Below are 25,819 nucleotides of genomic sequence, written 5' to 3' on the forward strand. Positions count from 1 at the left end.
GAACACCTTGCTTGAGGAGTGGATTTTGAGTCAGGACACGACCGTTTCTCTGGATCAGTTCTTCGAGAATCTTTCCGCCGCCAACCAACAATGGCTGCAGCAGTTCACCGCATCGCTCTCCGGTGCGGACGACGCTTCCCCCTTCACGGCCTGGCAACAGGCAATCGGCAGCGCTAATCCGTTTTTCGCGCTGCAGAACAATCTGTACCAGCAGCAGATGAATCTGTGGTTGCAGTTCCTCGGCCAGGGACAAGCGGCACCCGATAGCCCGCCCGCCAAGGATCGCCGCTTCGCCGCGCCGGAATGGAACGAACACCCGTTCTACAACTACATCAAGCAGAGCTATCTGAGCACGGCGCAATGGATGACCCAATTGGTGGATCAAGCGCAATTGGAGGGAGAGAACAAGGACCGGCTGTCCTTCATCACCCGCCAATATCTGGACGCCATGTCGCCCAGCAACTTCCTCCTGACCAACCCGGAAGTCATCAAGCATGCCATCGAGACCAAGGGAGAAAGCCTGGTCGAGGGGATGAAGAACATGATGGCCGACATCGAGAAGGGGCATATCTCGATGTCGGACGAAAGCCGCTTCGAAATCGGCGACAACATTGCCGCCACGCCGGGCCAGGTGGTGTTCCGCAATGAGCTGATCGAACTGTTGCAGTACACGCCGACCACGTCGCAGGTGTACGAAATGCCGCTGTTGATCGTACCGCCCTGCATCAACAAGTACTACCTGATGGATCTGCAGCCGGAAAACTCCATGGTGCGTCATTTCGTCGCCCAGGGTTACCGCGTGTTCCTAGTCAGCTGGCGCTCGGCCGTGCCGCCGATGAAGCACTTCACCTGGGACAATTACATCGAGTCGGGCGTACTCGCCGCCGCCGAGGTGGTGCAGAAGATCACCCGCCAGCCGAAGATGAACCTGTTGGGCTTCTGCATCGGCGGCGTGATCCTGGCCACCGCACTGGCGGTGATGAAGGCGCGCGGCCAGGATTGGGCCAACAGCGCCACCTTCATGACCTCGCTGATCGACCATACCGACCCGGGCGAAATCAAGGTCTATATCGACGAACACATGATCGAGCAGCGCGAGGCCAAAATGGCGGCCGGCGGCATCATCAGCGGCAAGGAGATCGGCCGTACTTTCGCCTCGCTGCGCGCCAACGATCTGGTGTGGAACTATGTGGTCAACAACTACCTGCTGGGCAAAACGCCGGCGCCGTTCGACCTGCTCTACTGGAACAACGACGCGGTCGACCTGCCCTTGCCGATGCACACCTTCTTCTTGCGGCAGTTCTACCTGAACAACGCGCTGATCCAACCCGGCGGCGTCACGCTCTGCGGCACGCCGATCGATCTGTCGACCATCGACATTCCGATCTACATGTTTGCCGCACGCGAGGATCACATCGTGCTGTGGAGCTCTGCCAGCTCGGGCCTCAAGTACTTCACCGGCGCACCGTCGCGCCGCTTCGTGCTGGGCGCCTCGGGCCATATCGCCGGCTCGATCAATCCGGTCACCAAGGACAAGCGCAATTACTGGGTCAACGACGAATTGCCGCTCGATGCGGAAGCCTGGCTCGACAACGCCGAGAGCCGCCCCGGCAGCTGGTGGAAAGATTGGGATGCTTGGCTCGCACCGCAATCCGGCAAGCAGGTGGCCGCGCCCAAGAGCATGGGCAACAAGGCCTACCCGCCGCTGGAAGCCGCGCCGGGCAGCTATGTCCGCGCCAAGGCGATGCCGACGGCGCTGGCCAATGTGCAGTGATTACCGTCCATAACAGAGATAAGTAGAAGCCTCATCCATCCTTAGGAGAAGCAAATGCAAGACGTCGTGATCGTCGCGGCAGGTCGCACCGCACTGGGTAATTTTGGCGGCTCGCTGGCCAAGATCCCCGCCCACGAACTGGGCGCCACCGTGATCAAGGCCCTGCTGGAAAAAACCGGCATCCGTCCGGACCAGATCTCCGAAGTCATCCTGGGCCAGGTTCTGACCGCCGGCTGCGGTCAGAATCCGGCGCGCCAAGCGCTGATCAAGGCCGGCATCCCGGTCGAGGTACCGGCCATGACCATCAACCAGGTGTGCGGTTCGGGTCTGAAGACCACTCACCTCGCCGCCCAGGCAATCGCCTGCGGCGACGCCGACATCGTCATCGCCGGCGGCCAGGAAAACATGAGCCTGGCGCCGCATCTGCTGCCCGGCTCGCGCGACGGTTTCCGCATGGGGCCGGCTCAGCTTGTCGACAGCATGGTGTACGACGGCCTGACCGACGTATACAACCAGTACCACATGGGTATCACGGCCGAGAACATTGCCGAGAAATACGGTATCAGCCGCGAAGAGCAGGATGCCTTCTCCGCCAGCTCGCAGAATAAGGCCGAAGCGGCGCAGAAAGCCGGCCGCTTCGCCGCCGAGATCGTTCCGGTGCTGATCCCGCAGCGCAAGGGCGATCCGCTGGTGTTCGACCAAGACGAATTCATCAAGCTCGGCGCCACCGCGGAGGGGCTGGGCAAGCTGCGCCCGGCCTTCAAGAAGGACGGCACGGTCACCGCCGGCAACGCCTCGGGCATCAACGACGGCGCCGCCGCGGTGATCATGATGAGCGCCGCACGCGCCGACCAGCTGGGCCTCAAGCCGCTGGCCCGCATCAAGGCCTATGCCTCGGCCGGCGTCGAACCGTCGATCATGGGCATGGGCCCGGTACCGGCCACCCAACGCGTGCTGGCCCGCGCCGGTTGGAGCGTGCAAGACCTCGATCTGATCGAAGGTAACGAAGCCTTCGCCTCTCAGGCCATCGGCGTCGGCCGCGAGCTGAAGTGGGACAACGACAAGCTCAACGTCAACGGCGGCGCCATCGCGCTCGGCCACCCGATCGGTGCTTCCGGCTGCCGCATTCTGGTGACCCTGTTGCACGAGATGCAGCGTCGCGACGCCAAGAAGGGCCTGGCAACGCTGTGCATCGGCGGCGGCATGGGTGTGGCGCTGGCATTGGAGCGCTGATCGGCATCTGACTGACCGGCCTCCCTCGTCCTACGCGGAAGGGGGAGGCAGGATGACGCGAACACTGTCCTTCCCGTGGAGCAACACCATGCGCCCACTCAACGTTCTAAGTCTGTTCATCCTGCTCTTTCCATGGCTTTTCATCCGGGTTGGCGGCGCGGCCGAACCCGTGACGCCGGCGCCAACGCGGATCGCGGTCTATTACAACGTGCGCGCGCCCTATGTAGTGAGCAAACCCGATGGAACGATATCGGGGCTGACCGGCACACCGACAACCCAGGCCTTTCATGCCGCCCATATACCGGTCGCCTGGGTCCAGATGCCCAGCAACCGGCAACTGATGGCCATCGAGGAAAATCTATCTCCAGCCTGCTCGGTGGGTTGGTTTAAAAACGCCGAACGCGTACGCTTCGCCAAATTCACCAAACCCATCTACCGCGATCGACCGACCATCGGACTGATCAACACCGCGAGCACCATTCCCCGCCCCCCTATCGCGTTGGCTGCGCTATTGCAGAACACGCAACTGCGCGTCCTCATCAAAGAGGGCTATTCGTATGGGCCGTACGTCGACCGTTTGCTGCAAAAGAGCAAGGCCGTGCCCGTCCCGACCTCGATGGACAACCTCGTCATGGTGCGCATGGTCGCGCTACGCCATGCCGACATGATGTTCGCCGCCGAAGAGGAAGCCGCGGTGCTACTGCAACAATCCGGCATCGACGCCGCCCGCTTCCGGATCTTGCACTTCACCGACATGCCGGATGGCGAACAGCGCTATCTGCTTTGCAGCCGCGCCGTGCCAGATCAAGTGATACGCAGCTTGAACGCCGTCATCCCGCCGCTGGCGCCATAGCGCATGAGATACGTGGGCGTACCCGGAGCAGGCTCTCGCACCAATAAGACCAAATTCGGACTATAATCAGTCCACCCAACTCGCCGGCGTCAGGTGCAATCATGAAACTCTCCACTCAAATTAAACCCATCAGCTATCTCAAAAGCCACACGGCGGAAATTGTCAAAGAGATCACTGAGAGCCGCGAGCCCTTACTGATCACCCAAAACGGCGAAGCCAAGCTGGTGGTCATGGATGTGCGCTCTTACGAGGAACAGGAACAAACCCTCGCCCTATTGAAGACTCTCGCCATTGGCAACCATGAGATCATGCAAGGCGAGTTCCGTAGCACAGAGGAAGTATTTGCCGAGATGGATATGGATGAGCAGCCATGACCGCCCAAACCGTCTTCCTGCGGTCGGCGGAAATCGATCTTAAAGCATTGAAACGCTATATTTTGCAAAACTTTGGCCAGGAGGCATGGCTCGCGACCTACGGCCAAATCAAGTCGTCCGTTGCCATCATCCAATCCTATCCCGAACAAGGATGGATTCCCGACGAGCTGCAAAGCCTGAACCTTACGCAGTATCGCCAAGTCATCAGCGGAATGAACCGCATCGTTTACGAGATTCGTGGCGATATGGCCTACATCCATATCATCTGCGACAGCAGAAAAGACTTGAAAGCACTTCTCATCAGAAGGCTATTACAGGCTTGAACCGCGCGGAACACGCCGAGCCGTAAAGTAAAAAGCCCGCCGGGCGTCTCCACGCGGCGGGCCGTCGATTTCCAATCGATTACATCGTTTCCAGCACTTCGATACCCAGTAGGCCCAGGCCGGTGGACAAGGTGCGTGCGGTCCAATCGGCCAGACGCAAGCGGCTGTCGCGGACCGCGCCCTCGCTCTTGAGGATCGGGCAGGCTTCGTAGAAGCGCGAGAACAGCGTGGCGATCTGATACAGGTAGCTGCTCAGGTGGTGCGGGTAGCAGCCCTCGCCCACCGTCACCAGCACGTCCTCGAACTGCGCCAACGCAACGGCCAACTGCTTCTCGGCCGGTTCGACCACATCGATCTTGGCCTGATGGTTCCAGTCGCCGGCCTTGCGGAAGACGCTCTTCACCCGGGTATAAGCGTATTGCAGATACGGCGCGGTGTTGCCTTCGAAGGACAACATGCTTTCCCAGTTGAAGATGTAATCGCTCATGCGGCTCTTGGACAGGTCGGCGTACTTGACGGCGCCGATGCCCACGGCGCGTGCGATGCGCTGCTTGTCGGCTTCCGATAGCTCGGGATTCTTACTGCTCACCATCGCATTGGCGCGCTCGATGGCTTCGTCCAGCAGCTCGACCAGCTTGACCGTGCCGCCGGAACGGGTTTTGAACGGCTTGCCGTCCTGCCCCATCATGGTACCGAAGGCGACATGCTCAAGGCGCACGTCGGCCGGCGCGAAACCGGATTTGCGGCTGGTGGCGAACAATTGCGAGAAGTGCAGGCTTTGGCGCGCGTCGACCACGTAGATCAGGCGGTTACCGTGCAGGTTGCGCACGCGATAGCGAATGGCGCCCAGGTCGGTGGTGGCGTACAGATAGCCGCCATCCTTCTTCTGCACGATGAACGGGTACGGGTTGCCGTCGGCGTCCTGGAACTCGTCGAGGAATACGCATTTGGCACCGTCGTCTTCCTTCAGCACGCCGGCGGCCTCTAGGTCCTCCACCACGCGCGGCAGGTCGTCGTTATAGGCCGATTCGCCCATGACGTCGTCCGGCGTGAGCTTCAGGCCCAGCTTGTCGTAGACCGACTGACAGTGTTCCAGCGACACCGCGACGAATTTCTTCCACAGTTCCAGCACCTGCGGATCGCCGCCTTGGAGCTTGACCACGTATTCGCGCGCCTGGTTGGCGAAATCCTCGCTCTCGTCGAAACGAATCTTGGCCTTGCGGTAGAACTCTTCCAGGTCGTGCAGCTCGTTGGCGGCCGTGCCTTCGTTATGGGTTTCCACCAGGTAGGCGGTCAGCATGCCGAACTGGGTGCCCCAGTCGCCGACGTGGTTCTGGCGGATCACGGTGTGGCCGAGGAACTCCAGCACGCGGGTCAACGTGTCGCCGATGATCGACGAGCGCAGGTGGCCGACGTGCATTTCCTTGGCCAGGTTCGGCGACGAGTAGTCGATGACCACGGTCTGCGGTGCTTGGCGCACGACGCCCAGATGATCGTCGCCCAAGGCACGCTCGGCTTCGGCCGCGATGAATTCGGCGCTCAAGTGGATATTGATGAAGCCGGGGCCGGCAATTTCGACGCGATCCGCAATTCGTCGCAAGTCCAGAGCGTCGACCACTTTTTGGGCCAGTTCGCGCGGGTTGACGCGCATTTGCTTGGCGGCGGCCATCACGCCATTGGCCTGATAATCGCCGAACTCTGGTTTGGATGCGGGCTGCACGGTCGCCGGGGCATCCGGTGCGCCCACCGCGGCCAGCGCGGCCTGAACCCGCTCGCTGATCAATTGCTGAATCGTCATAGATAGTTTTCCAATCACACAAATCCAAAATGATTTTCGCTTGCGAACGAAAATGCTGAGTTGATTGTAAGCCCGTGCCGCGGCAGCCGGCAACGCGGCTTTTGCCTTGGGGGCACAAAATCGCCACACTCCGCAGGCGATTCGCAAACGAAAACGCACGCCCCGCGGGGCGTGCGTTTCTACCGATGGCGACGACGCGACTCAGGCGGCCTCGGCGGCGAAGGCCATCCGCATTTCGCGTGCCAGCTTGCGCTCGGCGGCGCGCATATACCAATTGACCGCCACCACACCGATGGTTACCGAGGAGATGAACAGCGTTGCCAGTGCGTTCATTTCCGGGTTCAGGCCCAGGCGCACACGCGAGAACACCACCAGCGGCAACGTGGTCGAGCCCGGCCCCGACAAGAAGGCGGTCAACACCAGATCGTCGAGCGACAGGGTGAAGGACAGCAGCCAGCCCGATACCAGCGCCTGCGAGATTAGCGGCAGCGTAATGGCGAAGAAGATCTTACCCGGCGTTGCGCCGAGATCCATGGCAGCCTCTTCCAGCGACATATCCAGTTCGCGCACCCGCGACTGCACGATGATGGCGACGTAGGACACGCATAAGGTGGTATGGCCGATCCAAATGGTCATCAGACCGCGCCCTTGCGGCCAACCCAGGAGCTGCCCCATCTGCACGAACAACAGCAGCATGGAGATACCGATGATCACTTCCGGCATCACCAGCGGCGCGTTGATCATGGCCGAGAACAGTGTGAACAAGCGGAAGCGGCCGAAGCGCGCCAGCACGAAGCCGGCCACGGTACCGACCACCACTGAGGCGGTGGCGGTCAACAACGCGATGCGAATGCTCAACCAGGCGGCGGAGATCAGTTCATCGTCTTCCAACAACGCTGCATACCACTTGGTGGAAAAGCCGGACCACAAGGTCACCAACTTCGATTCGTTGAACGAATAGATCACCAGCAGCACGATCGGCAGGTACAAGAACAGATAACCTGCGCCGAGCACGGTGACGGAGAGGGTCTTGTTGGGCTTGATCATTTCAGGACTCCTCCATTTCCTTAGTCTGATAGTGCTGGAACAGCGCCATCGGCACCAGCAGCAGGATCACCATGGCGCAGGTCACGGCGGAGGCCATCGGCCAGTCGTTATTCTCGAAGAACTCGCTCCACATCTGACGACCGATCATCAATGTCTCCGAACCGCCGAGCAACTCCGGAATCACGTACTCGCCGACCGCCGGGATGAAGACCAACAAACTGCCGGCGATGATACCGTTCTTGGATAGTGGCAGGGTCACCTGAAAGAACGCCCGCCACGGTTTAGCGCCCAAATCGTAGGCGGCCTCTAGCAAGGACAGATCCATTTTCACCAGGTGGGCATAAAGCGGCATGATCATGAACGGCAGATAGGAATACACCATGCCGATATAGACGCCCCAGTTGGTGTGATAGAGCCGTAGCGGCTCATGGATCAGCCCGAGCCAGATCAGGAAGTTGTTCAGAAGACCATCGTTCTTCAGGATCGCCACCCAGGCATAAACCCGGATCAGGAACGAGGTCCAGAATGGCAGCATCACCAGCATCATCAGCGTGTTGCGTGTGGACGGCTCCGCACGCGCGATGTAGTACGCGATCGGGTAGCCGATTAACAGGCACAGAAAGGTGGAGATCAGCGCCATCTTCAACGAGCTGAGATAGGTGGCGATATACAGATCGTCATTCCACAGGAACTGGTAGTGGCTCAAGTTCAAGGCAATGTTGAGCACTCCCTCCTTGAGCTCGGCCAGCGGCGTATAGGGTGGAATGCCCATCTGCTGCTGCGAGAAGCTGATGCCGATGACCAGGATGAAAGGCACAAAGAAAAACAGGAACAGGAAGGCGAACGGAAAGGCGATCACCCCTGTCCGCCCCGACGGCACGGCGCGTGCCAGCATTTTGCGCAGTTTCTTCATGACGTCAGCACCACTTGGCTGGACGCACCCCAGCTCACATAGACTTCATCGTCGTAGCTGGGCGCATCGTCGCTGGCCAGCACTAGGCTCGACAAATTGGCCAGGAAGATCTTGCCGTTGGCCAACTGCACGTGATAGAGCGTGTAGCTGCCCATATAGGCCAGATCCTTGACCACCCCGTGCGCATAGTTGTACTTCTGCTCCGGCTTCTCGCGCGTCACGCGTACGCGTTCCGGACGGATCGATACCGACACTTCCATGCCCAGCGGCCCGGTAATGCCGTGATTGATGTGCAGGCGTTGGTCTAGTCCGGGACATTCGACGAATACGTGATCCGGTTCGTCCTCGACCACCACACCGTCGAGCAGGTTGGTGGAGCCGATGAACTCGGCGGTAAAGCGACAGTTCGGGTATTCGTACACCTGATTGGGCGTGCCGACCTGGATCACCTCGCCGTCGCTCATTACCGCCAGACGGGTCGCCATGGTCATCGCCTCTTCCTGGTCGTGGGTCACCATGATGCAGGTCACGTCGACCTTCTCGATGATGTTGACCAGTTCCAGCTGGGTCTTTTGACGGATTTTCTTGTCCAGCGCCGACATCGGCTCGTCGAGCAGCAACAGCTTCGGCCGCTTGACCAGGCTGCGCGCCAGCGCCACACGCTGCTGCTGACCGCCGGAGAGCTGGTGTGGTTTGCGGCGGGCGAATTTTTTCATCTGCACCAATTCGAGCACATCGGCGACGCGCTCCTTGATTTCGTTCTTCGGTACCCCTTCCTGCTTGAGGCCGAAAGCCACGTTGTCCTCTACGGTCATGTGCGGAAACAGCGCATAGGACTGGAACATCATGTTGACCGGGCGGCGATACGGCGGGATGCGGCTCAGGTCTTCGCCATCCACCAGAATCTTGCCCGAGGTCGCGGTTTCAAAGCCGGCAAGAATGCGCAGCAGGGTCGACTTGCCGCAGCCGGAACTGCCCAACAGAGCAAACAGCTCGTTTTTCTTGATGGTCAGGCTGACCGAGTTCAGGGCCACATGCTCGCCAAAGTTCTTGACGACATCGATGACCTGGACAAAATCAGCGCGCTCGTTCTGTGTTGCCGCGAGGGCCTGGCTATTCATGCGTTCGTTCATCATGATTTTTACTTTGTATCCGCAGCTTGAGGGACCTACAAAAAAGCCCGGGGGGAGGCCCCCCGGGCCCCTAGACTCAGTGCCCCGTCTTCAACTGAGTCCACAGCCGGTTCTGCAGACGCAGGACATCCGGCGGAATCGGTTTCAGCAGGAACAAGGTCTTGATCACCGCCGGCGACGGATAGATCGTCGGGTCGTTGGCGATCGCCGGATTGACGTACTTGCGCGCTTCCTTATTGGCGGTCGGATAGAACACCTCGTTGGTGATCTGCGCATTCACCTTCGGATCTTCGATGTAGTTGATCCACTGGTGGGCGGCGGCGACGTTCGGCGCATCTTTCGGGATAACCATCACGTCGAACCACACCGGCGCGCCGGCCTTCGGAATGAAGTATTGGATCTTGTAAGGCTTATTGGCTTCGGCAGCACGACGCTTAGCGATATTCACGTCGCCGGACCACCCGAACGCCATGCAAATGTCGCCATTGGCCAGGTCGTTGATATATCCGGACGAGTTGAACTGGGTGATGTACGGACGGATCTTTTTCAGCAATTGGAAGGCAGCCTGCTGGTCGGCCGGATTATGGCTGTTCGGATCTTTGTGCAGGTAGAACAGCGCGGCGGCGAAGACGTCGTTGGCCTGATCCAGCACCGACACGCCGCAGCTCTTGAGCTTGGAGACGTTCTTCGGATCGAACAACATATCCCAGCTGTCGAGCGGGGCGTTCTTGCCCAGAATCGCTTGCACCTTGGTCACGTTATAGCCCAGGCCATCGGTCCCCCAGGCCCAGGGTACGCCGTGGGCGTTGCCCGGGTCGGCCTGCGCCACTTGCGCCATGAGCGAAGGATCGAGGTTCTTCAGGTTGGGCAGCTTGGATTTGTCGAGTTTTTGATAGATGCCGGCCTGGATCTGCTTGGCCATGTAGTTCGAGGTCGGGGCGACCACGTCGTAGCCGGAGCTGCCGGTGAGCATCTTGGCCTGCAAGGTGTCGTCACTGTCGTAGACGTCGTACTTGACCTTGTCGCCGCTCTGCTTTTCGAAGCCGGGAATCGTGCTCTTGGCGATATAGTCCGACCAGTTGTAAACGTTGAGCGTGCCGCCCGCCAATGCCACACTGGCCGGCAACAGCATCAGCAGGGAAGAGAGAACCTTCTTGGAACATTTCATTTTCATCATGGTTTCCTAAGTATCACGATCAGTACGCGTCCCTTACGGCCTGAGCCGGTCGGGCCCCTGATTTGCGCCAAAGGCGCAGTGCCTGCCAAGTCCTGCCATGGCGCCCTTGCAAAATGCATACAACATGAGCATTAAAGCAAAAAACATGCACATGCAGTCATCCACTAATAAAAAAAACGCCATGCAACCGACATTGCCCCAAATCGGGGCAGATACATTTGAAGCCAGGTCACGTCAGTCGATCCGACAACGATCGTCTGCACGTCTCCTTACAATCCCATCATTGCTATTTTTTCCGGCGGTGCGGGCCAAGTGTTTAACGAAGCCACACAAAAACGCCGTTCTGTCATTACTTTTTAATCATAATTTATTATGTAGGCAACAATAATTCATACCGCAACGCAACAAATTATGGAAAGTGACCAAGGTGGTAGTTGATGCTTCACCGCAACATAGGGTTTCTTGCGGCATGCACCGTTTTTGTTCATGGAAAGGAAAATTGGCGACCAAGGCAGCCATCTCACGGGCGCTAGTGAAATATAAATCAATATTATATTATTTTAATATTTCATCCGGGATCGACGCCAAGCAAAAAATGCCATCGTCAACAAGAAATACTCGTCTGGCTCAGGGTGGAAATCGCGCAACAGTCGCACAACGCCTCGGTTGGCGCGGAAGGGGACAAAAAAATGGCGCATGATCTTTCGACCATGCACCGTTTTAGGGCGTACCGACAGGGGGAATAACTTGTTCCGCGTCGCTTTACAGAAAACGAGCGATCAGCGCCTTATCCTTGCCGGCCATGCCGGGGATTCGCACCAACACGCCATTGCCCGGCGCCACCTGACACGGTTCGCCGTCTCGGGTCATGACGGTCAGTGCGACGACGTGGTTACCGCTCGGGTGAATAATTTCCAGGCGGTCGCCCACGGAGAAGCGATTCTTGACGTCGACCAGCGCCCAACCGTCGGTATCCACTTCCAGCACCTCGCCGACATACTGGCTGCGGTGCGCCTGCGAATGGCCGGTCAGGTAGTTCTGGTATTCGTGCGTGTGATGGCGTTCTAGGAAGCCGTCGGTATAGCCGCGATTCGCCAGACCTTCGAGTTCGGACAGCAACGCCGGGTCGAACGGCTGGCCGGCGACCGCATTGTCGATGGCTTGACGGTAGACTTGCGCGACGCGCGCCACGTAGTACAACGACTTGGTACGGCCCTCGATCTTCAGCGAATCGACGCCGATTTGCACCAGGCGCTCGATATGCTCGACGGCACGCAGGTCGCGCGAATTCATGATGTAGGTGCCGTGCTCGTCCTCGACGATCGGCATCAACTCGCCCGGTCGGCTCGACTCCTCGATCAGATAGGTCTTGTCGGCCAGCGGATGGCGCTCCGCGCCACCGCAGGCGGCAAAGCGCTTGTCGGCATCTTCCTGTTCGCGTCGGAAATCGAATTGGATACGCTCGACGTCGCCCGCTTCGTCCTGACGGGTATCGTGCACCTGATAGTCCCAGCGACAGGCGTTGGTACAAGTCCCCTGGTTCGGATCGCGACGGTTGAAATAGCCCGACAACAGGCAGCGACCGGAGTAGGCGATGCACAACGCGCCATGCACGAACACCTCGATTTCCATGTCCGGACATTCCTGGCGAATCTCGGCGATTTCGTCCAGCGACAGTTCGCGCGACAGAATGATGCGGGAGAGCCCCAGCTTCTGCCAGAACTTCACCCCCATGTAATTGACGGTATTGGCTTGCACCGACAGATGTACCGGCACCTCGGGCCAGCGCTCGCGCACCATCATGATCAGGCCCGGGTCGGCCATGATCAACGCATCGGGCCGCATGGCGATCACCGGCTCCATGTCCGCCAAATAGGTCTTGATCTTGGCGTTGTGCGGCAGGATGTTCGAGGCGACATAGAACTGCTTGCCGCGCGCGTGCGCTTCCTCGATGCCTTGGCGCAGCTCTTCCAACTTGAAATCGTTGTTGCGCGCGCGTAGCGAATAGCGCGGCTGGCCGGCATACACGGCGTCGGCGCCGTAATCGTAGGCGGCGCGCATTTTGTCCAGGGTGCCCGCGGGCAGAAGCAGTTCGGGTGATTTCATGGCGTTTCGGTCGGTAGGAGGCGGCGCATTATGCGCGCCCCCGCCCCCTCGCGTCAAGGGCCAACCAGGGCCAAATCAGCAGTAACACACTGTTTTTTAAAACCATTTATCCTCCATGGTTTTCACCTTAGGGCCCCCGTGGATGCACGTATTTGAAACGCCCCCGCGTAAGCCTGGCTAAGCTTGGCCGGGTCGATATATTTGCGCAGCGCGGCGTTGACGTCGGCCACGGTCAGTTTGGCGATGTCGTCCAACCGCTTTGCGGTGAAGGCCATGCTGCGACCGGTTTCAAGCTGCCGATCCAACCATGTGGCCAGCACATTGTCCTGGGCCAATGCGACTTGTACCCCCTGGCTAAGCGCGTGCTTGGCGGCGTCCAGTTCCTGCTCGCTCACACCGTCCTTGAGGAGCCGCGCGAGCTCCTCGGCCAGCCCTTGCTGGAAACGCGGCAGATTGCCCGGTGCGAAAATGCCGTCGATGACGAACTGGCCGACGCTCTCGAAGCTGGAGGCGACGACGCGGCTGCCCACGCCATAGCTCAGGCCGTCCTGCTGACGCAACCGCAGTATCAGCCGCGAATTGCCACCGACACCCAGAATATGGTTGGCCGCCAGCAACGCCGGGTAATCGGCAGCATTGTCGCGCACCGCCAACGGCAACTGCGCGAGATAGCTAGCGTTAGCCTTGTCCGGGGTTTTGATTTCGATAGAGGCCGGGTGCGGTGCGGTCGGCAGGCTGGGGAGCCGCTGGTAGCGCGCCTGACTGTTCCAGCGGCCGAACAATTGCGCCAACTGCTGCTTGACCGAGGTGGCGTCAAAGTCGCCAACCAGCGCCAGTTGGGCATGATCGGCGCCGTAAAACGTCTGCTGGAAGCGTTTAAGGTCTTGCAGCCGCGCCGACTTGATGCGCCGAGCGCTTTCTTCCTGCGTCGGCGCATAGCGGAAATCGTCCTTGGCGTAGCGGTTCAGCAGTTGTGACAGCGCCTGGCTGGCCAGCGCTAGCGGTTCGCTGCGCTGGTTGTCCAACGAGGTCAGCATTTCCTTCTTCAACTGTTCGAACTCCGACACCGGATTGGCGGGGTGTTGCAGCAGTTCTCCAATCAGCGCCAGTAGCAGTGCCAGATTGCCGCGCACGGTTTTGAAGCTGACATTGATGCTTTGCCCATCGGGTTCAATGCTCAGGCTGGCCTTGAGCGCATCGAGCTTATCCGCAATCTGAGCACGGCTGTGCATGCGGCTACCGCGCAGGAGCATCTGGCCGGCCAACTTGGCGGCGGTCTCCTGGCCGCGCAGGTTTTGCTCATCGCCAAAGGAGAAACTGAAACTACCGTGTACCGTTTCGCCACGCGTCTTCTTGGGCAATAGCGCCAGCTGTGCGCCGTTGCCAAGCTGGCTCTTGTGCGTGCGCGCGCCGATATTGGCCGGGCGGCTGTCGAAAGCCTCGCCTTGGGCCACGGGGGCCCTGCCCTGGTAGCCCGCCGTCAGTTTGGCCACGTCCGGCGGCGCCGGGATCACGACGCGGCTCGGCTTGGCCGCGGGCAGGAATTGCCCAAAGCTTCGGTTGGCGGGCTTGAGATAGCTTTCCGCCACCCGCATCAGATCCGCCGAGCTTAGTTTTTCGATGCGGTCGCGGGTGATGAAGTACAGGCGCCAATCGCCCTGAGCGATGGCTTCGGACATCTGCACGGCCAGTTCTTGCGGGTCGTTCAGAGTCTGCTCGAAGCTTTTGAGCAGTGCCACCTTGGCGCGCGTGAGCTCCTGCTCGGTCACCGGATGGCGGCGCAGGTTTTCCAGTACCTGCAGCAGCACCTCACGCGCCGGGACGACGGGCTGATTCTTGGAGAGCTCGGCGCCGAACATCATATAGCCCGGCTCGGCCAGTCCGAGAGGCATATAGGAGATGCCCACCGCCTTTTTGCCCTGCACCAACGCACGGTACAAGCGGCCATTCGGCGTGTCTGCCAACACCAGGCTCAGCGCCACCAGCGCCGGATAATCGGCATGGCTGCCGGCACTGATGTGGTACAGCGCGGCAATCAACTTGCTGTCGCCGACACGGCGTACTGTGACTTCGCGCTCGCCGTCGCGCGGCGGTTCTTCGGTCCAAGTAGGCGCCAGCGCGCGCGCCGGACGCGGAATCTGGCCGAACTGCCGTTCGATCAGCGTTAACGTGGAGGCAGGGTCGAACTTGCCGCTGACAATCAGCACCGCGTTGTCCGGCTGGTAATACTTGCGATAGAAGGCTTGCAAGTTTTCTATACGCACTTTTTCCACGTCGGAGCGCGCGCCTATCGTCTGGCGGCCATAGTTGTGCCAATCGAAGCTGATGGCGGACAACTGAGTCCACAGCACTTGGTATGGATTGTTCTCGCCCATTTCCATTTCATTGCGCACCACGGAAAACTCTGTGTCCAGATCGCTCTTGGCGATCTTGCTGTGCACCATGCGATCCGCTTCCATGGCGATGGCCCAGTGCAGGCTGTCCGCGTTGGCGGGGAAGGTTTCGTAATAGTTGGTCCGGTCGAAGAAGGTGGAGCCGTTGAACTGCATGCCGCGACGGGACAGCTCGGTCGCCAGGTTGTCGCTAGTGGGCGTGCCCTTGAACAACATGTGTTCCAAAAGATGCGCCATGCCGGCTTCGCCATAGCCCTCATGCCGGCTGCCGACCAGGTAAGTGACGTTGACCGTGGTAGTGGGTTTGCTGTCGTCCGGGGCCAGCAGCACGCGCAGCCCGTTGGCCAGCCGGTATTCGCTGATGCCTTCCACCGAGGAGTAAGGCGTCCCGATAGCGGGCGACACGGCATCGGCAAAAGCGGGCAAGGAAGGGGCAAAGCTCAGGGCCAGCAGCAGGCCTAGGGTTTTCAGGCGCATCGTTAGTCTTTCGCTCGAACAAATTTTTCACTCGACACGCTAGAAAGCGTGCACCGCGGACTTCAGGACTGGGGAACGGCATGTCCCTAAACGAACAGTATCGTCTTAGGTTCCGATATCGCTCGGCTCGCCGCATCCCGTCGCCAACCGGTCGACGGCGGCGGGCTCGGGGGCCGACGGCAAAGCCGGCGCGATACGCAAGGCATTGAGCAGTTGGCCGCGCACAGCCAACAGCTGCAACCTCGCCTGCGTCAGGTCGGCCTCGCCATCGATCAGCGCACGCTTGGCGTTGTAGAACTCGTTTTCACTATCGAGCACATCCAACAGCGAGCGCCGACTCAGCGTGAACTGCGCCAAATAGGCCGTGCGGACTTTCTCGCTCGACAGCGCATGTTGATGCAAAGAGTCCATTTTGCGTTTTTGCTTGTCGAATTCGTTCTGCGCCATCCGCAGATTCTGGCGTGTCTCGCGGCAGACTTTCTCTCGGTGCGCGAGCGCGGCGTTCAAATCCTCGCTCGCGCGCGCAAGCCGTGCCTTGTCGGCGCCACCGCGCGACAGATTCATCACCACGCCCAATTCCATCGTTGCGCGCGATCGCGCGGATCCCATTGTGTCGCGCGCCAGCCGCCCCCAATCTTGCTTCGCGCGGGCATCGAGCCGCGGCAGAAACGCGCCGCGGCGGACTTGCACCCATTGCCGCGCGGCGCTGACCGAGGCGCTCGCCGCGCGCGTGGCCGGCACCGCATCGACCGGCACGGCATCGAACTGGACTGACGGTTCGAATTGGTAACGCATGGGTGCCGCCTCCGGCGCCATGCCGACGACACGGGTGTAGCGAGCGGACACATCGGCCAGATTGGCCTCGGCAGTCAGCAGGTTGGCCTCGGCCAAGGCCACACGTCCCTCCGATTGTTCGAGATCCACCGCGGCGGCCACCGCCACGCCACTCTCCGGAAGCACCTTATTACGGATTTTCTGGTGAATGCTCAGGTGGCTTTGATGGTTGGCGCGAGCCGCGGCCACTAAGTCGCGCTGGCGCGCGACATCGATAAACGCTTTTGCCGCCGCAAAGGCTTCCTGTTCACTGACATCGAGCAGTTGAAAGTACTGGGCGCTTTTGGCGTGATCTTGCTGTCGCGACTCATGGATTGTCTGAAAGCCATTGAACAGATTCTGCGTCAAACTCAAAGACCACAACGAATGATTCGCGGCGCGGCTCGAACCGCTCCCCCCCTCGGTCTGGACCTCCGTGCGGCCATGGGTATGCGCGAGCTCCACTTCCGGGAAAAACTTGGCGCGCGCCAGCATCTGATCCGCTTCGGCGCCCAGGTATTGGTGCATCTTGACATGCAAGGCCGGGCTGTGGCCCACGGCATAGGCAACCACCTCCGGCAACGACGCGTCGGCGGCCCATACCGACGACGAGCCGAGCAACACCCAACAGGCCAGAAAGTGAGGAGAAGGCGTGAAACGAATGATCGACATAATTTCCCCTATGATTCGCATTTATATAGAAGCGTGAAATCGTTTTTAACGATAAAAATCAACGGCGCCCGTGCAACTTGCCGACCCCCGCCTCCCCGGTGCCGCGGCCTGGCCGCGGCCATGCCCGGACTGCGATGGTTTGGCCGGTTATTGATCATGACGACGCTGAGCCTTTGCCAACCTTGTCTGGCCGAGCCGGTGCCGCCCGACCCCACCGCCCGTTGGCACCAGATGCTTCAACAACTGGCGCCCTGCACCGAGATGGAACAGGTGGAACAGGTCAACCTCCGGGTCAATCAGCTCGTGCGCTTTGCCTATGATCTCCATCAGTGGCAACGGCAGGATCACTGGTCGACGCCGCACGAAACCTTGCGCACCGGCCTTGGCGATTGCGAGGATTACGCCATTCTCAAATATTTCACCTTGCGCGCCTTGGGCGTGGCACCCGAACGGCTGTGGCTCATCCTGGCCCGGCTGCGTGTCGGCGGGGCGCAAAGCGTCATGACGGTCGGGCATATGGTGCTGGCTTACCAGCCAAGCCCCGGCGCGGATCTGCTGATTCTCGACAACCTGGTGGGCAGCCTGTACCCGGCGTCGTACCGGACGGACCTGGAACAAGTACTGCGTTTCAACCACGACGCGGTGCACTTTGAGGATCGGCGCTATCCCCCCGCGTGGCTGCCGCAGTGGGATGCCGTGCTGTCGAGAATGGCGAGCCGCTAACCGGCTGGGTGATCGGCGTCTCATGGCACCGGCGCCGCAGCCCTGACGATGACGCCATCATCAATCAGTCGCGCCAGCATTTCTTGGCCGGAGGCGGCGGAAGACATGGACAAACCTTCAACCTCGACCTGGATCAGGCGCTCCCCGCCATTTATCCGCGAGATTTCGATCCGCGTTCCCGGCGTCTGCCCAGTCAATGGCGTGAACGACCACGCATATACATCCAGGCGATTGAGGAGTGGCGGTGCGAAGTCGAGACGATCCTCGCCTCGGGTGAAGTCGAGCACGCGATCCCGCCCGCCGTAATCCTCCTCATACCATTTGAAGACATCCCGCCCCGGCCCGCCGGTTAAGGTATCGTTGCCGGGACCGCCGACCAATACATCGTCTCCGGCGCCGCCAACGAGCACATCGTCACCTTCGCCGCCGAACAGCCAATCGTTGCCTAGGCCGCCGTAGAGATGGTCGTTGCCGTCCATGCCGAATAGCTTATCGTTGCCGCCGCGGCCATCGAGCCAGTCCGCACCGATCCCGCCCAGCAATGTATCCGCCCCCTCGCCGCCATGAATCCTTACGCCCTCGGGCGACTTCCCCCGGATGAACTGGCCCGCGTCGCTGGTGGCGACGAGCATCGTCGCCTTGTCGTCGATGAGATCGGGACCATACCCGGCGGCGTCGGAGGGCAAATCGGCCACGGTCGACAGCTTAAGCTGCAACGAGCCGTCCGACGTCTGGCCTTGACGGTTCATCATGGTAAAAGACAGCGAATAGTCGTGTGGCGCCGACGGGTCGGGCAGTTGCCCGAGGCGCTGCGCGACGCGATAGTCTCCGCTCCCCAGGTCGACGGCAATCAGCACGGCGCCGGCCTCGATGGTCAAGCGTTGCCCATCGACATGGCTGCGTAGCGCGGTCGAGGACGGGGAAGACGTCACTTGCCGGCCATCGAAGTGCCAACTGTGCCCCCACAAACTGATACGCCCAACGTAACCGCCTGGGCCCGGCATCCCGAGCGAACCACTGTGCGAATAGACCGGACTGTGCGTTTGCAACGCCGGCGACAGCCAGCTCCAGGATCCGACCTCCTGGGCCCGTCCAGAGGAGCTCACGTTATCCAGCTTCGAAGAGGCGTCGGATCCGATTTTGATCGCATGGCTCGCAATGTCCTGCTTGGCCAGGAAGGCTCGCCATTGCCCTAACGCCTCCGCGCTCAGCTCGGGGTCGTCCCCATCGGAGATGAAGTACGCCGCCTTGTGCGCCTCTGCGCGGCCGGGATCCTGGGCCCATTGGTTACGGGCGAAATCCAGCGCCTTGCCGTAATCGGTTCCGCCGTTGTAATAAACGTTCAGCTCCATATTGCCGCCATCCAACAAGCCATCGCGCAACGCTTGCGGCGTCACCCACCCGCGCGGCGAAGTATCGGCATGCTGCGCGTCGCCCCAAGTCGAATAGGCCTCGCCGCTAAACATCACCACGTTCACCCGCACATCGCCCATCGACTGGTATCGCGCAACCAATTCGTCCACGGCCTGTTTGAGCCAATGCACAGCCAATTTCTGCCCGTCGTCGGATCTCATGCTGCCCGACATGTCGAGCACCAGCATCAAATCCACCGGTTGCTGCTTGGGCGCCGCGATCGTGATCATCTGGTCGTTGGCGCGCGGACGCGGGTCGATGTCATGGTCGAGGACGACCTGCACCCGCGCCGCGCCGCCGTCTTCCGTCTGCACCGGTAGCTCGAATTGCCGTGTCGAACGATCGGCGGCTGGCTGCGCGCTGAGTTCAACCCGTAGATTGCCGGCGTCGTCGACGCTATAGCGCAGCGGCCCGACTTCGGCCAGCTCTTGCTGCCGTAGTTTGTTTTCGCCCGGGTCGCTATCGGACACGGTCGGCCTGTGCGTTTGCACCTGATCGCGCCCATCGTGCTTGAATTGGAGGGTAAGCGGATCCATTCGGCCCGGATCGTTCTGGCCTTGGAGCTTCACATGCACTTGGCGCTCGACGCTGCCGTCGAAGCTTTCTACCTTGACCACGCCCACGGCTTGGTCGCTGGCGGTCATCGGTGCCACTTGGCGGGTATCGAATACCTGGCGGCCATCTTCATCGACTCGCCAGAACACCGTGCCCGCGTTCCGCCCCACGCCACCGTGCCATTCCAAATCCAGCCGCTGCCAATTAGTCTCCTTCAAGCGCGCTTGGCCCGGATCGGCATCCGTCACGATCGGTGGGTTAGCCGGTGCCACGTCAGCCTGGCGCATGGTTTCGTCCAATACGATGGTCGAAGAGGAGATCGTCGCCGGATTATTTCCACTTTTATAAATCAAAGGGTAACTGCGGGTAGCCGAGCCGTCGTGGCTCGAGAGCTGAAGATGCGTCTGCGCCACCCGCCCCGCGCCCAAATGGGGCATTTCGTCGAACACCACTTCAACCTCTCCGGCCGAGTTCACCCAATAGTGCCCCTTGATGCCATCATCCGAGGTCAGCGCTTGCTTATCTTGTTGTTTCAAGCGATTTTCGCCCGGATCGGCGTCGGTCACCGGCGGTGCCTCGAAGACGAAGGCGGTTTTACCATCCGCCCCTTGATAGCGACGCAATAGTTTGAATTGTCTGTCACTCATATCGATACCTTCATCAAAGCTCGTGTCATCGCCTAGCCGCACAGGTGTGCGCCACCTCGGGTAACACCCCGGCAACGCCCACCCGCAAAAAGCAGCGCCCCCGGCGCAAGGGATCTACGCTAGGACATGCATCGGTTCACACTAGACGCTGCATGGCGTGCGCTTAAGGATTCACCGACGGGGCGGTCACCACGTGCGGCTTATACTCGTTTTCCCCAAAAATGAATGCGCCCTCCGTCAACGCGGCCAGGTTGTTGGCATCGGCGGCGATGTGCACCTCGATATGGCCGGCCGCGGTGCCGTCGAAGCTTTTTACCGCCAGGGTGCCTTTCGCCACGGTATCGTGGACCAGATCGCCGAGGCTCGTCCCATCCGTGTACGCCTTGCCGTCGTCGTCGACCATGTAACGGATCGTCCGGATTTCCCCCGTATCAGCCCCGTTCGCGTCATACAGCTTCATCTCGGCGTCGGTCCACGCCTGCGCCTGCAACTTGTCCTCCCCCCGATCCAAGTCGTTCACAGTCGGCAAGAGGCTCTGGCTCAGTTCGAACTGACCGTTGGCCGCATCGCTCTCGGATAGAACGATGGCAGTGGCGGGGATGATCGTCGCCAGATCGTTCACACCGCTATAGCCAAAGTCATAGGTTTTGGTCGCGGAGCCATCGAGGCTAGTCAATGAGAGCGACGCCGAGGCCTTGTCGCCCTGCCCCAGATTCGGCAGGGAGTCAAAGTGCATCTCGACCTTCAGCCCGGTCGAGTCGACCCAATACGTTCCCGCGATACCATCGCTGGACGTCAAGGTCTGTACGCCGTCATCTCTCAACCTGGACTCTCCCGTATCCTGATCGGTCACTTGCGGCGCTTCAAAGATATAAATGGTCTTGCCACCGTCGACACGGGTACCTAAAAATTTGAAAGCTGTACTCATGGTTTTTCCCTTTCAAAACGATTCAAAGAACTTCGTGATTGGTCGAACTAAACCTTTACTGCACGGCCTCTGCCCACCTCCTTTCGCGTTGACTTCCATTCGTGTCTCGCGCTTACCGCATGGTCAGGCAGCGGCCTCAAGCGCAGATCGGGCGGCGGTTCCTTAAGTCACGGGCACATAATTCGCCAACTGGCACAACTCGGATCCGGACGAGAACTGGGGGCATTCGATCAGAACGAACTCGCCATCCTCCAGCTTCGCCGGGTGATGGATCTCGACCAGCTCGAATCCGCCGTCTGCCATCGTCGCAAGGTGATTGATCGGCGCGGCGAGCAGACCCGGCACTGATCGCTGGCTCCGAGAAACCTCTGGACCGGGATCGACATCGGGGAGAGCGGCCTCGTTGCGCACTTCGTCGTATGCCGGACGCGTGGGCTCGAAATAGCCTCCCGGCACGGTTTCATGCACGCGTTCGATTTGTACAAACGAATGACCGCCCCCTGCCGGTTCGGCGTCGTTCGTCGGCCAGCCGGCCTCCGTTTGGAAACGTTTTACCCGCAACACCCTGGCGACTTGCTCGTTACGCACGGGCCAGACGGGTTCCACCGCCGCCGGCGCCACATCGGGCACGGCCGTTTCATCGGGCAAGCGCTGCACCTCGCCATCGAGCACGATCCGCTCGCCGTCGTCGCGCAACAACACGAGCCGAGCGCCATCGGCCAATTCGACCCGCTCGTGCGCGGCGATGCGATCGTGGACGCGCAACGCGCGCCGGCGCCCCTGCTTGTCCACGGCAAACGCCTCGCCCTGAAGGCTCAACACTTGGCTGGCTAACTTCATGTCTTGCATGCTCCATGATGAAAATCGAACGGGATTTAGCGTTCGGTCAAAGACTCGGTCTTGGCGCGCAGGATGGGCTTCGTCAAATAGGACAAAATGCTTTTATGTCCGGTGACAATATCGACCTCCACCACCATGCCCGGGATGATGCGCCAGGCCTTGCGCTTATCGCCGGCCGGCGTCCGGGTGCGGACCTTGACCAAGTAATACGGCAGGCCTTTTTCATCGCTCAGACTATCGGCACTGATCTCTCGTACCTCGCCATCGAGCGCGCCGTAAACGGTATGGTCGTAGGCGGTGAAACGTAGCCGGGCCGCCTGCCCCGGGTGGATAAAGGCGATGTCGCGCGGCGAGACGCGCGCCTCCACCAACAAGGCGTCCTCGGCGGGCACCAGTTCGACAATGTCTTTGCCCGGTTGCACCACGCTGCCGACGGTATTCAGATACAAGCGTTTGATTTCGCCGGCCACCGGCGCGCGCACCTCGGTCACCCGAACCTTGTCTTGCAAGGCGATGTGGCCGGCCGACAGGCTATCGAGGCGTGCCATCACTTCCGACAACTCGCTGCTGGCGGCATTGCGGAAGCTCAACTCCACTTCCTCGATCTTGCGTGCCGCTTCGCCAATGCTCGCCTGCAAACGGGCAGTCTGTGCGCGGGCGGCGTCGCGCTCGCCGCGGGCACGGGCCACATCGCGCTCCAGGCGCATCAAATCGACTTCGGATACCGCGCCGGAGGCCTTGAGCGGCACGGTGACCTCCCATTCCTGTTGAACCAGGCGGAAGTGCTGCTCGGCCTGCTCCAGTCTCGCCCGCACCTCCGTCAACTCCTGCTGGCGCTGCCCACGCTGGGCGCGGGCAATCGATAGCGAGGCGTTGAGCTCGGTTTGCCGAGAATGAAACAGCGCCGTTTCCTGCCTGGCCGCTTCGGGCGCGTCACGCAGTACGACCTCGGGCATCTCGAAAGCCTGTGCGTTGGCCAGTGCGCGCAGGCGCGCGGCCTTGGCCTGCAAGGCCAGGTACTGAGCGCGGTTTTCCTGTAGCGACGACTCGGCCCGCGTACTGTCGATGCGCAACAGCAATTGGTTCTGCGCGACTTTTTGCCCCTCGCGCACCAGGATCTGTTCGACGATGCCGCCATCCAGGCTCTGGATGTGCTGGTTCTGGAAAGAGGGCACGACCTTGCCCTCGCCGCGCGCCACTTCGTCGATCTCGGCCAAGGCGGCCCAAGCCAGCGCAGAGAACAGCAAACCGAGGCTGCTGAGAATGAACAGACGCGGGCGTGCCGGATGTTGCTGCAACCGGGCCCACTCGGCATCCGCCGCGAAATCGATGCGATCCGCCAGTTCGCGTCCCGATGCCCATTGCATTAATTTGTCGAGCCAAGGGGCGACGCGCAGACGCACAGACTGCATGGATTGGCCAACACTTCTCAACAAGCGGTTCATGCCTGCGCCTCCTTCTGCATGGCCGGGGGCGTCAGCGCGTCGAGCACCTGCTTCTTCGGACCGTCGGCAACCACCCTGCCGCCCTCGATCACGATGATGCGATCGACCAACTCGAGCACATCGGCCTGATGCGTCACGACCAGCAGCGTCTTACCGGCCATCACGCCGGACAATGCCTGGATCATGCGCCGGGCCTGCCCCGGGTCCATATTGCTGGTGGGTTCATCCATGAGCAGGATCGTGGGCTCGGCGACCCAGGCGCGGGCGACGCATAGCGCGCGCCGTTGACCGCCGGACAAGGTGGCGCCGCGCTCGCCGATCGGCATGTCGAAGCCGTCGGGATGCTGGTTGACGAACCGGCCGAGGCCGGCGATGTTGAGCGCCCGTTGCAGACGCCCCACCGGTACCTCCGGCCGGCCCAACGTCAGGTTGTGTCGCAACGAGCCGGACAACAGCAGGCTTTCTTGCGGCACGTAACCAACCTCGCGCCGCAACTCGTCCGGGTCGATCTGACGCAGATCGATGCCGTCGATCAACACCGTGCCCGCGCTCGGTTGATACAACCCCATGATCAGCTTCTGGATGGTGCTCTTGCCGGAACCGATGCTGCCGAGAATCGCTACGCGCTCGCCGGGCACGATACGCAGCGATACGCCGGAGAGCGCCGACAATTTGGCGCCGGGATAACCGAATTCCACGTTTTTAAGTTCGATGCCGCCGGCGAAAGGTGCGCGTGGCGCATAAACCATGGCGCTATCGCGTTCGGTGGGCAGCCGCATCACCGACTCGACCGACGCGAGCGAGGCGCGCGCCTGGTGATATTGCGTCAGCAGGTTGACCAATTGAGAAAGCGGCACCGTTGCGCGCGAGGACAGCATGCCGGCGGCGATGATGCCCCCCGCACTCGTGCGGCCGTCGAGAATCAGGTAGACCCCGAGCACCAGCGTGGCGAGATAAGTCGTCTGCTGCACGAAGCCCGCAAAGTGGCTGGTCAGTGCCGACAGGATCTTCAAGCGCGCGCCGGTCTGCGCCAGATAATGCGTACTGCGCTCCCAACGCGCTTGCTGTACGCCCTGGGCGGACTGCGACTTGATGGTCTCAAGCCCGGTCAGGCTCTCGATCAACAAGGCATTGCGCTCGGCGGATGCGCGCAGCGTCGATTCGGACAGGGTGCGCATGCGGCTGGCGGCGAACCACGCTTGCAACAACATCAACCCGGCAGCCAGGATGACCGGCACCGCGAACCAAGGCGACAACCACAATAGAATCAGCACGAAAATCAGCGTGAACGGCAGATCGACCAGGGTCGCCACCGAACTCGAGGCGATGAAGTCGCGCACCGATTCGAAGGCACGCAAGTTGGCAGCGAAGGCCCCGACCGAAGGCGGCCGATGCTCGAGACGCAAGCCCAACACGCGCTCCATGATGCGCGCCGACAAGTCGATGTCGATACGCTTGCCGGCCAAGTCGAGCAAATGCGAGCGTGCGAGCTTGAGCAGAAAGTCGAACACCTGCACCAAACCCGCGCCGACGGCCAGCACCCACAGCGTGGAGAACGCCAGGTTCGGCACCACGCGGTCGTAGATGTTCATGGTGACGATCGGCACCGCGAGCGCGCACAGGTTGATCAAGAACGCGGCGAGGAATGCATCCCGATAAAGCGGCCAGCCTTTCCTCACAGCAAGCCAGAACCAATGGCCATCCGCTGCCGCCGCGGCGCGGCGCTCAGGCTGATAACGCGGCTTGACCAGAATGCACAGGCCACTATAGCGCTCGGCCAACTCCGACTGCAGCAGACGACTCGTGCCGTCGATGAGCGTGGGGGTGCGGATATGTGCGTAGCCCTGCTCGTCGCAGCGATCGAGCAGGCACGCCTGATCGTCCTGCAACAGCAACACGACCGGCAGCAGTTCCGGCCGCCAATCCGTCGCCGGCATACGCGCGATGCGCGCCGTCAGGCCTAGCCGGTCGGCAGCCCGCACGAACAACGAAGGGGTCAGTTTGCCCTCGGCTTCGGGCAGGCCATTGAAAACGGTTTCCGGCTGCGGCGGCAGGCCGTAGTGTTGCGCCAGGGCCAGCAGGCATGCACGCAACGGATCCTGTCCGGGTTCTTTCGGTCGCAGTACTTGTACTGGCTCGGCATGGGGGGGGAAATCGATCACAGTTATTCCGTCTTTTGTAA

19 protein-coding genes are annotated in these 25,819 nt (G+C 60.9%); 6 read left to right on the forward strand and 13 right to left on the reverse strand.

All coding sequences use genetic code 11. The features are described 5' to 3' along the window. Positions 1-25: 25 nt before the first annotated feature. The 5 genes from DFP86_RS03090 (at position 26) to DFP86_RS03110 (ending at position 4,557) form a co-directional block, all read left to right on the forward strand. Positions 26-1,774 (forward strand): PHA/PHB synthase family protein, encoded by a 1,749-nt coding sequence (locus DFP86_RS03090; protein WP_133678544.1) that lies wholly within the window; start codon positions 26-28, stop codon positions 1,772-1,774. Between the two features lie 54 nt (positions 1,775-1,828). After that, positions 1,829-3,007 (forward strand): acetyl-CoA C-acetyltransferase, encoded by a 1,179-nt coding sequence (locus DFP86_RS03095; protein WP_133678545.1) that lies wholly within the window; start codon positions 1,829-1,831, stop codon positions 3,005-3,007. A gap of 52 nt (positions 3,008-3,059) precedes the next feature. Then, positions 3,060-3,860 carry a type 2 periplasmic-binding domain-containing protein gene (locus DFP86_RS03100; protein ID WP_133678546.1) on the forward strand — a complete coding sequence of 267 codons (801 nt, stop codon included), beginning with the start codon at positions 3,060-3,062 and terminating at the stop codon, positions 3,858-3,860. A 101-nt stretch (positions 3,861-3,961) separates the two neighbouring features. Then, positions 3,962-4,234 carry a type II toxin-antitoxin system Phd/YefM family antitoxin gene (locus DFP86_RS03105; protein WP_133678547.1) on the forward strand — a complete coding sequence of 91 codons (273 nt, stop codon included), beginning with the start codon at positions 3,962-3,964 and terminating at the stop codon, positions 4,232-4,234. Then, on the forward strand, positions 4,231-4,557 hold the full coding sequence (locus tag DFP86_RS03110; protein WP_133678548.1) for a type II toxin-antitoxin system RelE/ParE family toxin: 327 nt from the start codon (positions 4,231-4,233) through the stop codon (positions 4,555-4,557). Before DFP86_RS03105 ends, DFP86_RS03110 begins: the two co-directional genes overlap by 4 nt. Before the next feature lie 79 nt (positions 4,558-4,636). Here DFP86_RS03110 and argS read toward each other — a convergent pair whose 3' ends face one another. The 8 genes from argS to DFP86_RS03150 form a co-directional block, all read right to left on the reverse strand. After that, complete coding sequence (gene argS / locus DFP86_RS03115; protein WP_133678549.1) at positions 4,637-6,355, reverse strand: arginine--tRNA ligase; 1,719 nt, start codon at positions 6,353-6,355, stop codon at positions 4,637-4,639. Between the two features lie 201 nt (positions 6,356-6,556). After that, the gene (locus tag DFP86_RS03120; RefSeq protein WP_133678550.1) at positions 6,557-7,402 is read right to left on the reverse strand and encodes an ABC transporter permease subunit; all 846 of its coding nucleotides are present in this window, start codon (positions 7,400-7,402) and stop codon (positions 6,557-6,559) included. A gap of 1 nt (position 7,403) precedes the next feature. Beyond that, complete coding sequence (locus DFP86_RS03125) at positions 7,404-8,315, reverse strand: ABC transporter permease subunit (protein ID WP_133678551.1); 912 nt, start codon at positions 8,313-8,315, stop codon at positions 7,404-7,406. Next, positions 8,312-9,451, reverse strand: coding sequence for an ABC transporter ATP-binding protein (locus tag DFP86_RS03130; protein ID WP_424991619.1), 1,140 nt, complete (start codon positions 9,449-9,451; stop codon positions 8,312-8,314). The genes DFP86_RS03125 and DFP86_RS03130 overlap by 4 nt, the downstream gene beginning before the upstream one ends. Before the next feature lie 73 nt (positions 9,452-9,524). Next, positions 9,525-10,625, reverse strand: coding sequence for a polyamine ABC transporter substrate-binding protein (locus DFP86_RS03135; RefSeq protein WP_243729290.1), 1,101 nt, complete (start codon positions 10,623-10,625; stop codon positions 9,525-9,527). A gap of 762 nt (positions 10,626-11,387) precedes the next feature. Next, the gene (gene trhP, locus DFP86_RS03140; RefSeq protein ID WP_133678552.1) at positions 11,388-12,731 is read right to left on the reverse strand and encodes a prephenate-dependent tRNA uridine(34) hydroxylase TrhP; all 1,344 of its coding nucleotides are present in this window, start codon (positions 12,729-12,731) and stop codon (positions 11,388-11,390) included. A 122-nt stretch (positions 12,732-12,853) separates the two neighbouring features. Next, positions 12,854-15,601: a M16 family metallopeptidase gene (locus DFP86_RS03145; protein WP_133678553.1), complete on the reverse strand. Its 2,748-nt coding sequence runs from the start codon at positions 15,599-15,601 to the stop codon at positions 12,854-12,856. 105 nt (positions 15,602-15,706) lie between these two features. Next, positions 15,707-17,086: a TolC family protein gene (locus DFP86_RS03150; RefSeq protein WP_166642126.1), complete on the reverse strand. Its 1,380-nt coding sequence runs from the start codon at positions 17,084-17,086 to the stop codon at positions 15,707-15,709. Positions 17,087-17,242: 156 nt separating this feature from the next. On the opposite strand from DFP86_RS03150, the gene DFP86_RS03155 reads away from it, so the two are divergent. Next, positions 17,243-17,809 (forward strand): transglutaminase-like cysteine peptidase, encoded by a 567-nt coding sequence (locus DFP86_RS03155; protein WP_166642127.1) that lies wholly within the window; start codon positions 17,243-17,245, stop codon positions 17,807-17,809. 20 nt (positions 17,810-17,829) lie between these two features. Here the strand turns inward: DFP86_RS03155 and DFP86_RS03160 are convergent, their stop codons facing one another. From DFP86_RS03160 to DFP86_RS03180, 5 genes are all read right to left on the reverse strand, one after another. Next, on the reverse strand, positions 17,830-20,424 hold the full coding sequence (locus DFP86_RS03160) for a VWA domain-containing protein (protein WP_133678556.1): 2,595 nt from the start codon (positions 20,422-20,424) through the stop codon (positions 17,830-17,832). A gap of 163 nt (positions 20,425-20,587) precedes the next feature. Continuing rightward, complete coding sequence (locus DFP86_RS03165) at positions 20,588-21,352, reverse strand: hypothetical protein (protein WP_133678557.1); 765 nt, start codon at positions 21,350-21,352, stop codon at positions 20,588-20,590. A 162-nt stretch (positions 21,353-21,514) separates the two neighbouring features. After that, a complete protein-coding gene (locus DFP86_RS03170) occupies positions 21,515-22,192 on the reverse strand; it encodes a hypothetical protein (protein WP_133678558.1) in 678 nt (225 codons plus the stop codon). Positions 22,193-22,227: 35 nt separating this feature from the next. Further along, on the reverse strand, positions 22,228-23,637 hold the full coding sequence (locus tag DFP86_RS03175) for an HlyD family type I secretion periplasmic adaptor subunit (RefSeq protein WP_133678559.1): 1,410 nt from the start codon (positions 23,635-23,637) through the stop codon (positions 22,228-22,230). Beyond that, positions 23,634-25,799, reverse strand: coding sequence for a type I secretion system permease/ATPase (locus DFP86_RS03180; protein ID WP_243729291.1), 2,166 nt, complete (start codon positions 25,797-25,799; stop codon positions 23,634-23,636). Before DFP86_RS03180 ends, DFP86_RS03175 begins: the two co-directional genes overlap by 4 nt. Positions 25,800-25,819 lie beyond the last annotated feature (20 nt).

Source organism: Paludibacterium purpuratum, assembly GCF_004363805.1.
In the GTDB taxonomy this organism is placed as follows: domain Bacteria; phylum Pseudomonadota; class Gammaproteobacteria; order Burkholderiales; family Chromobacteriaceae; genus Paludibacterium; species Paludibacterium purpuratum.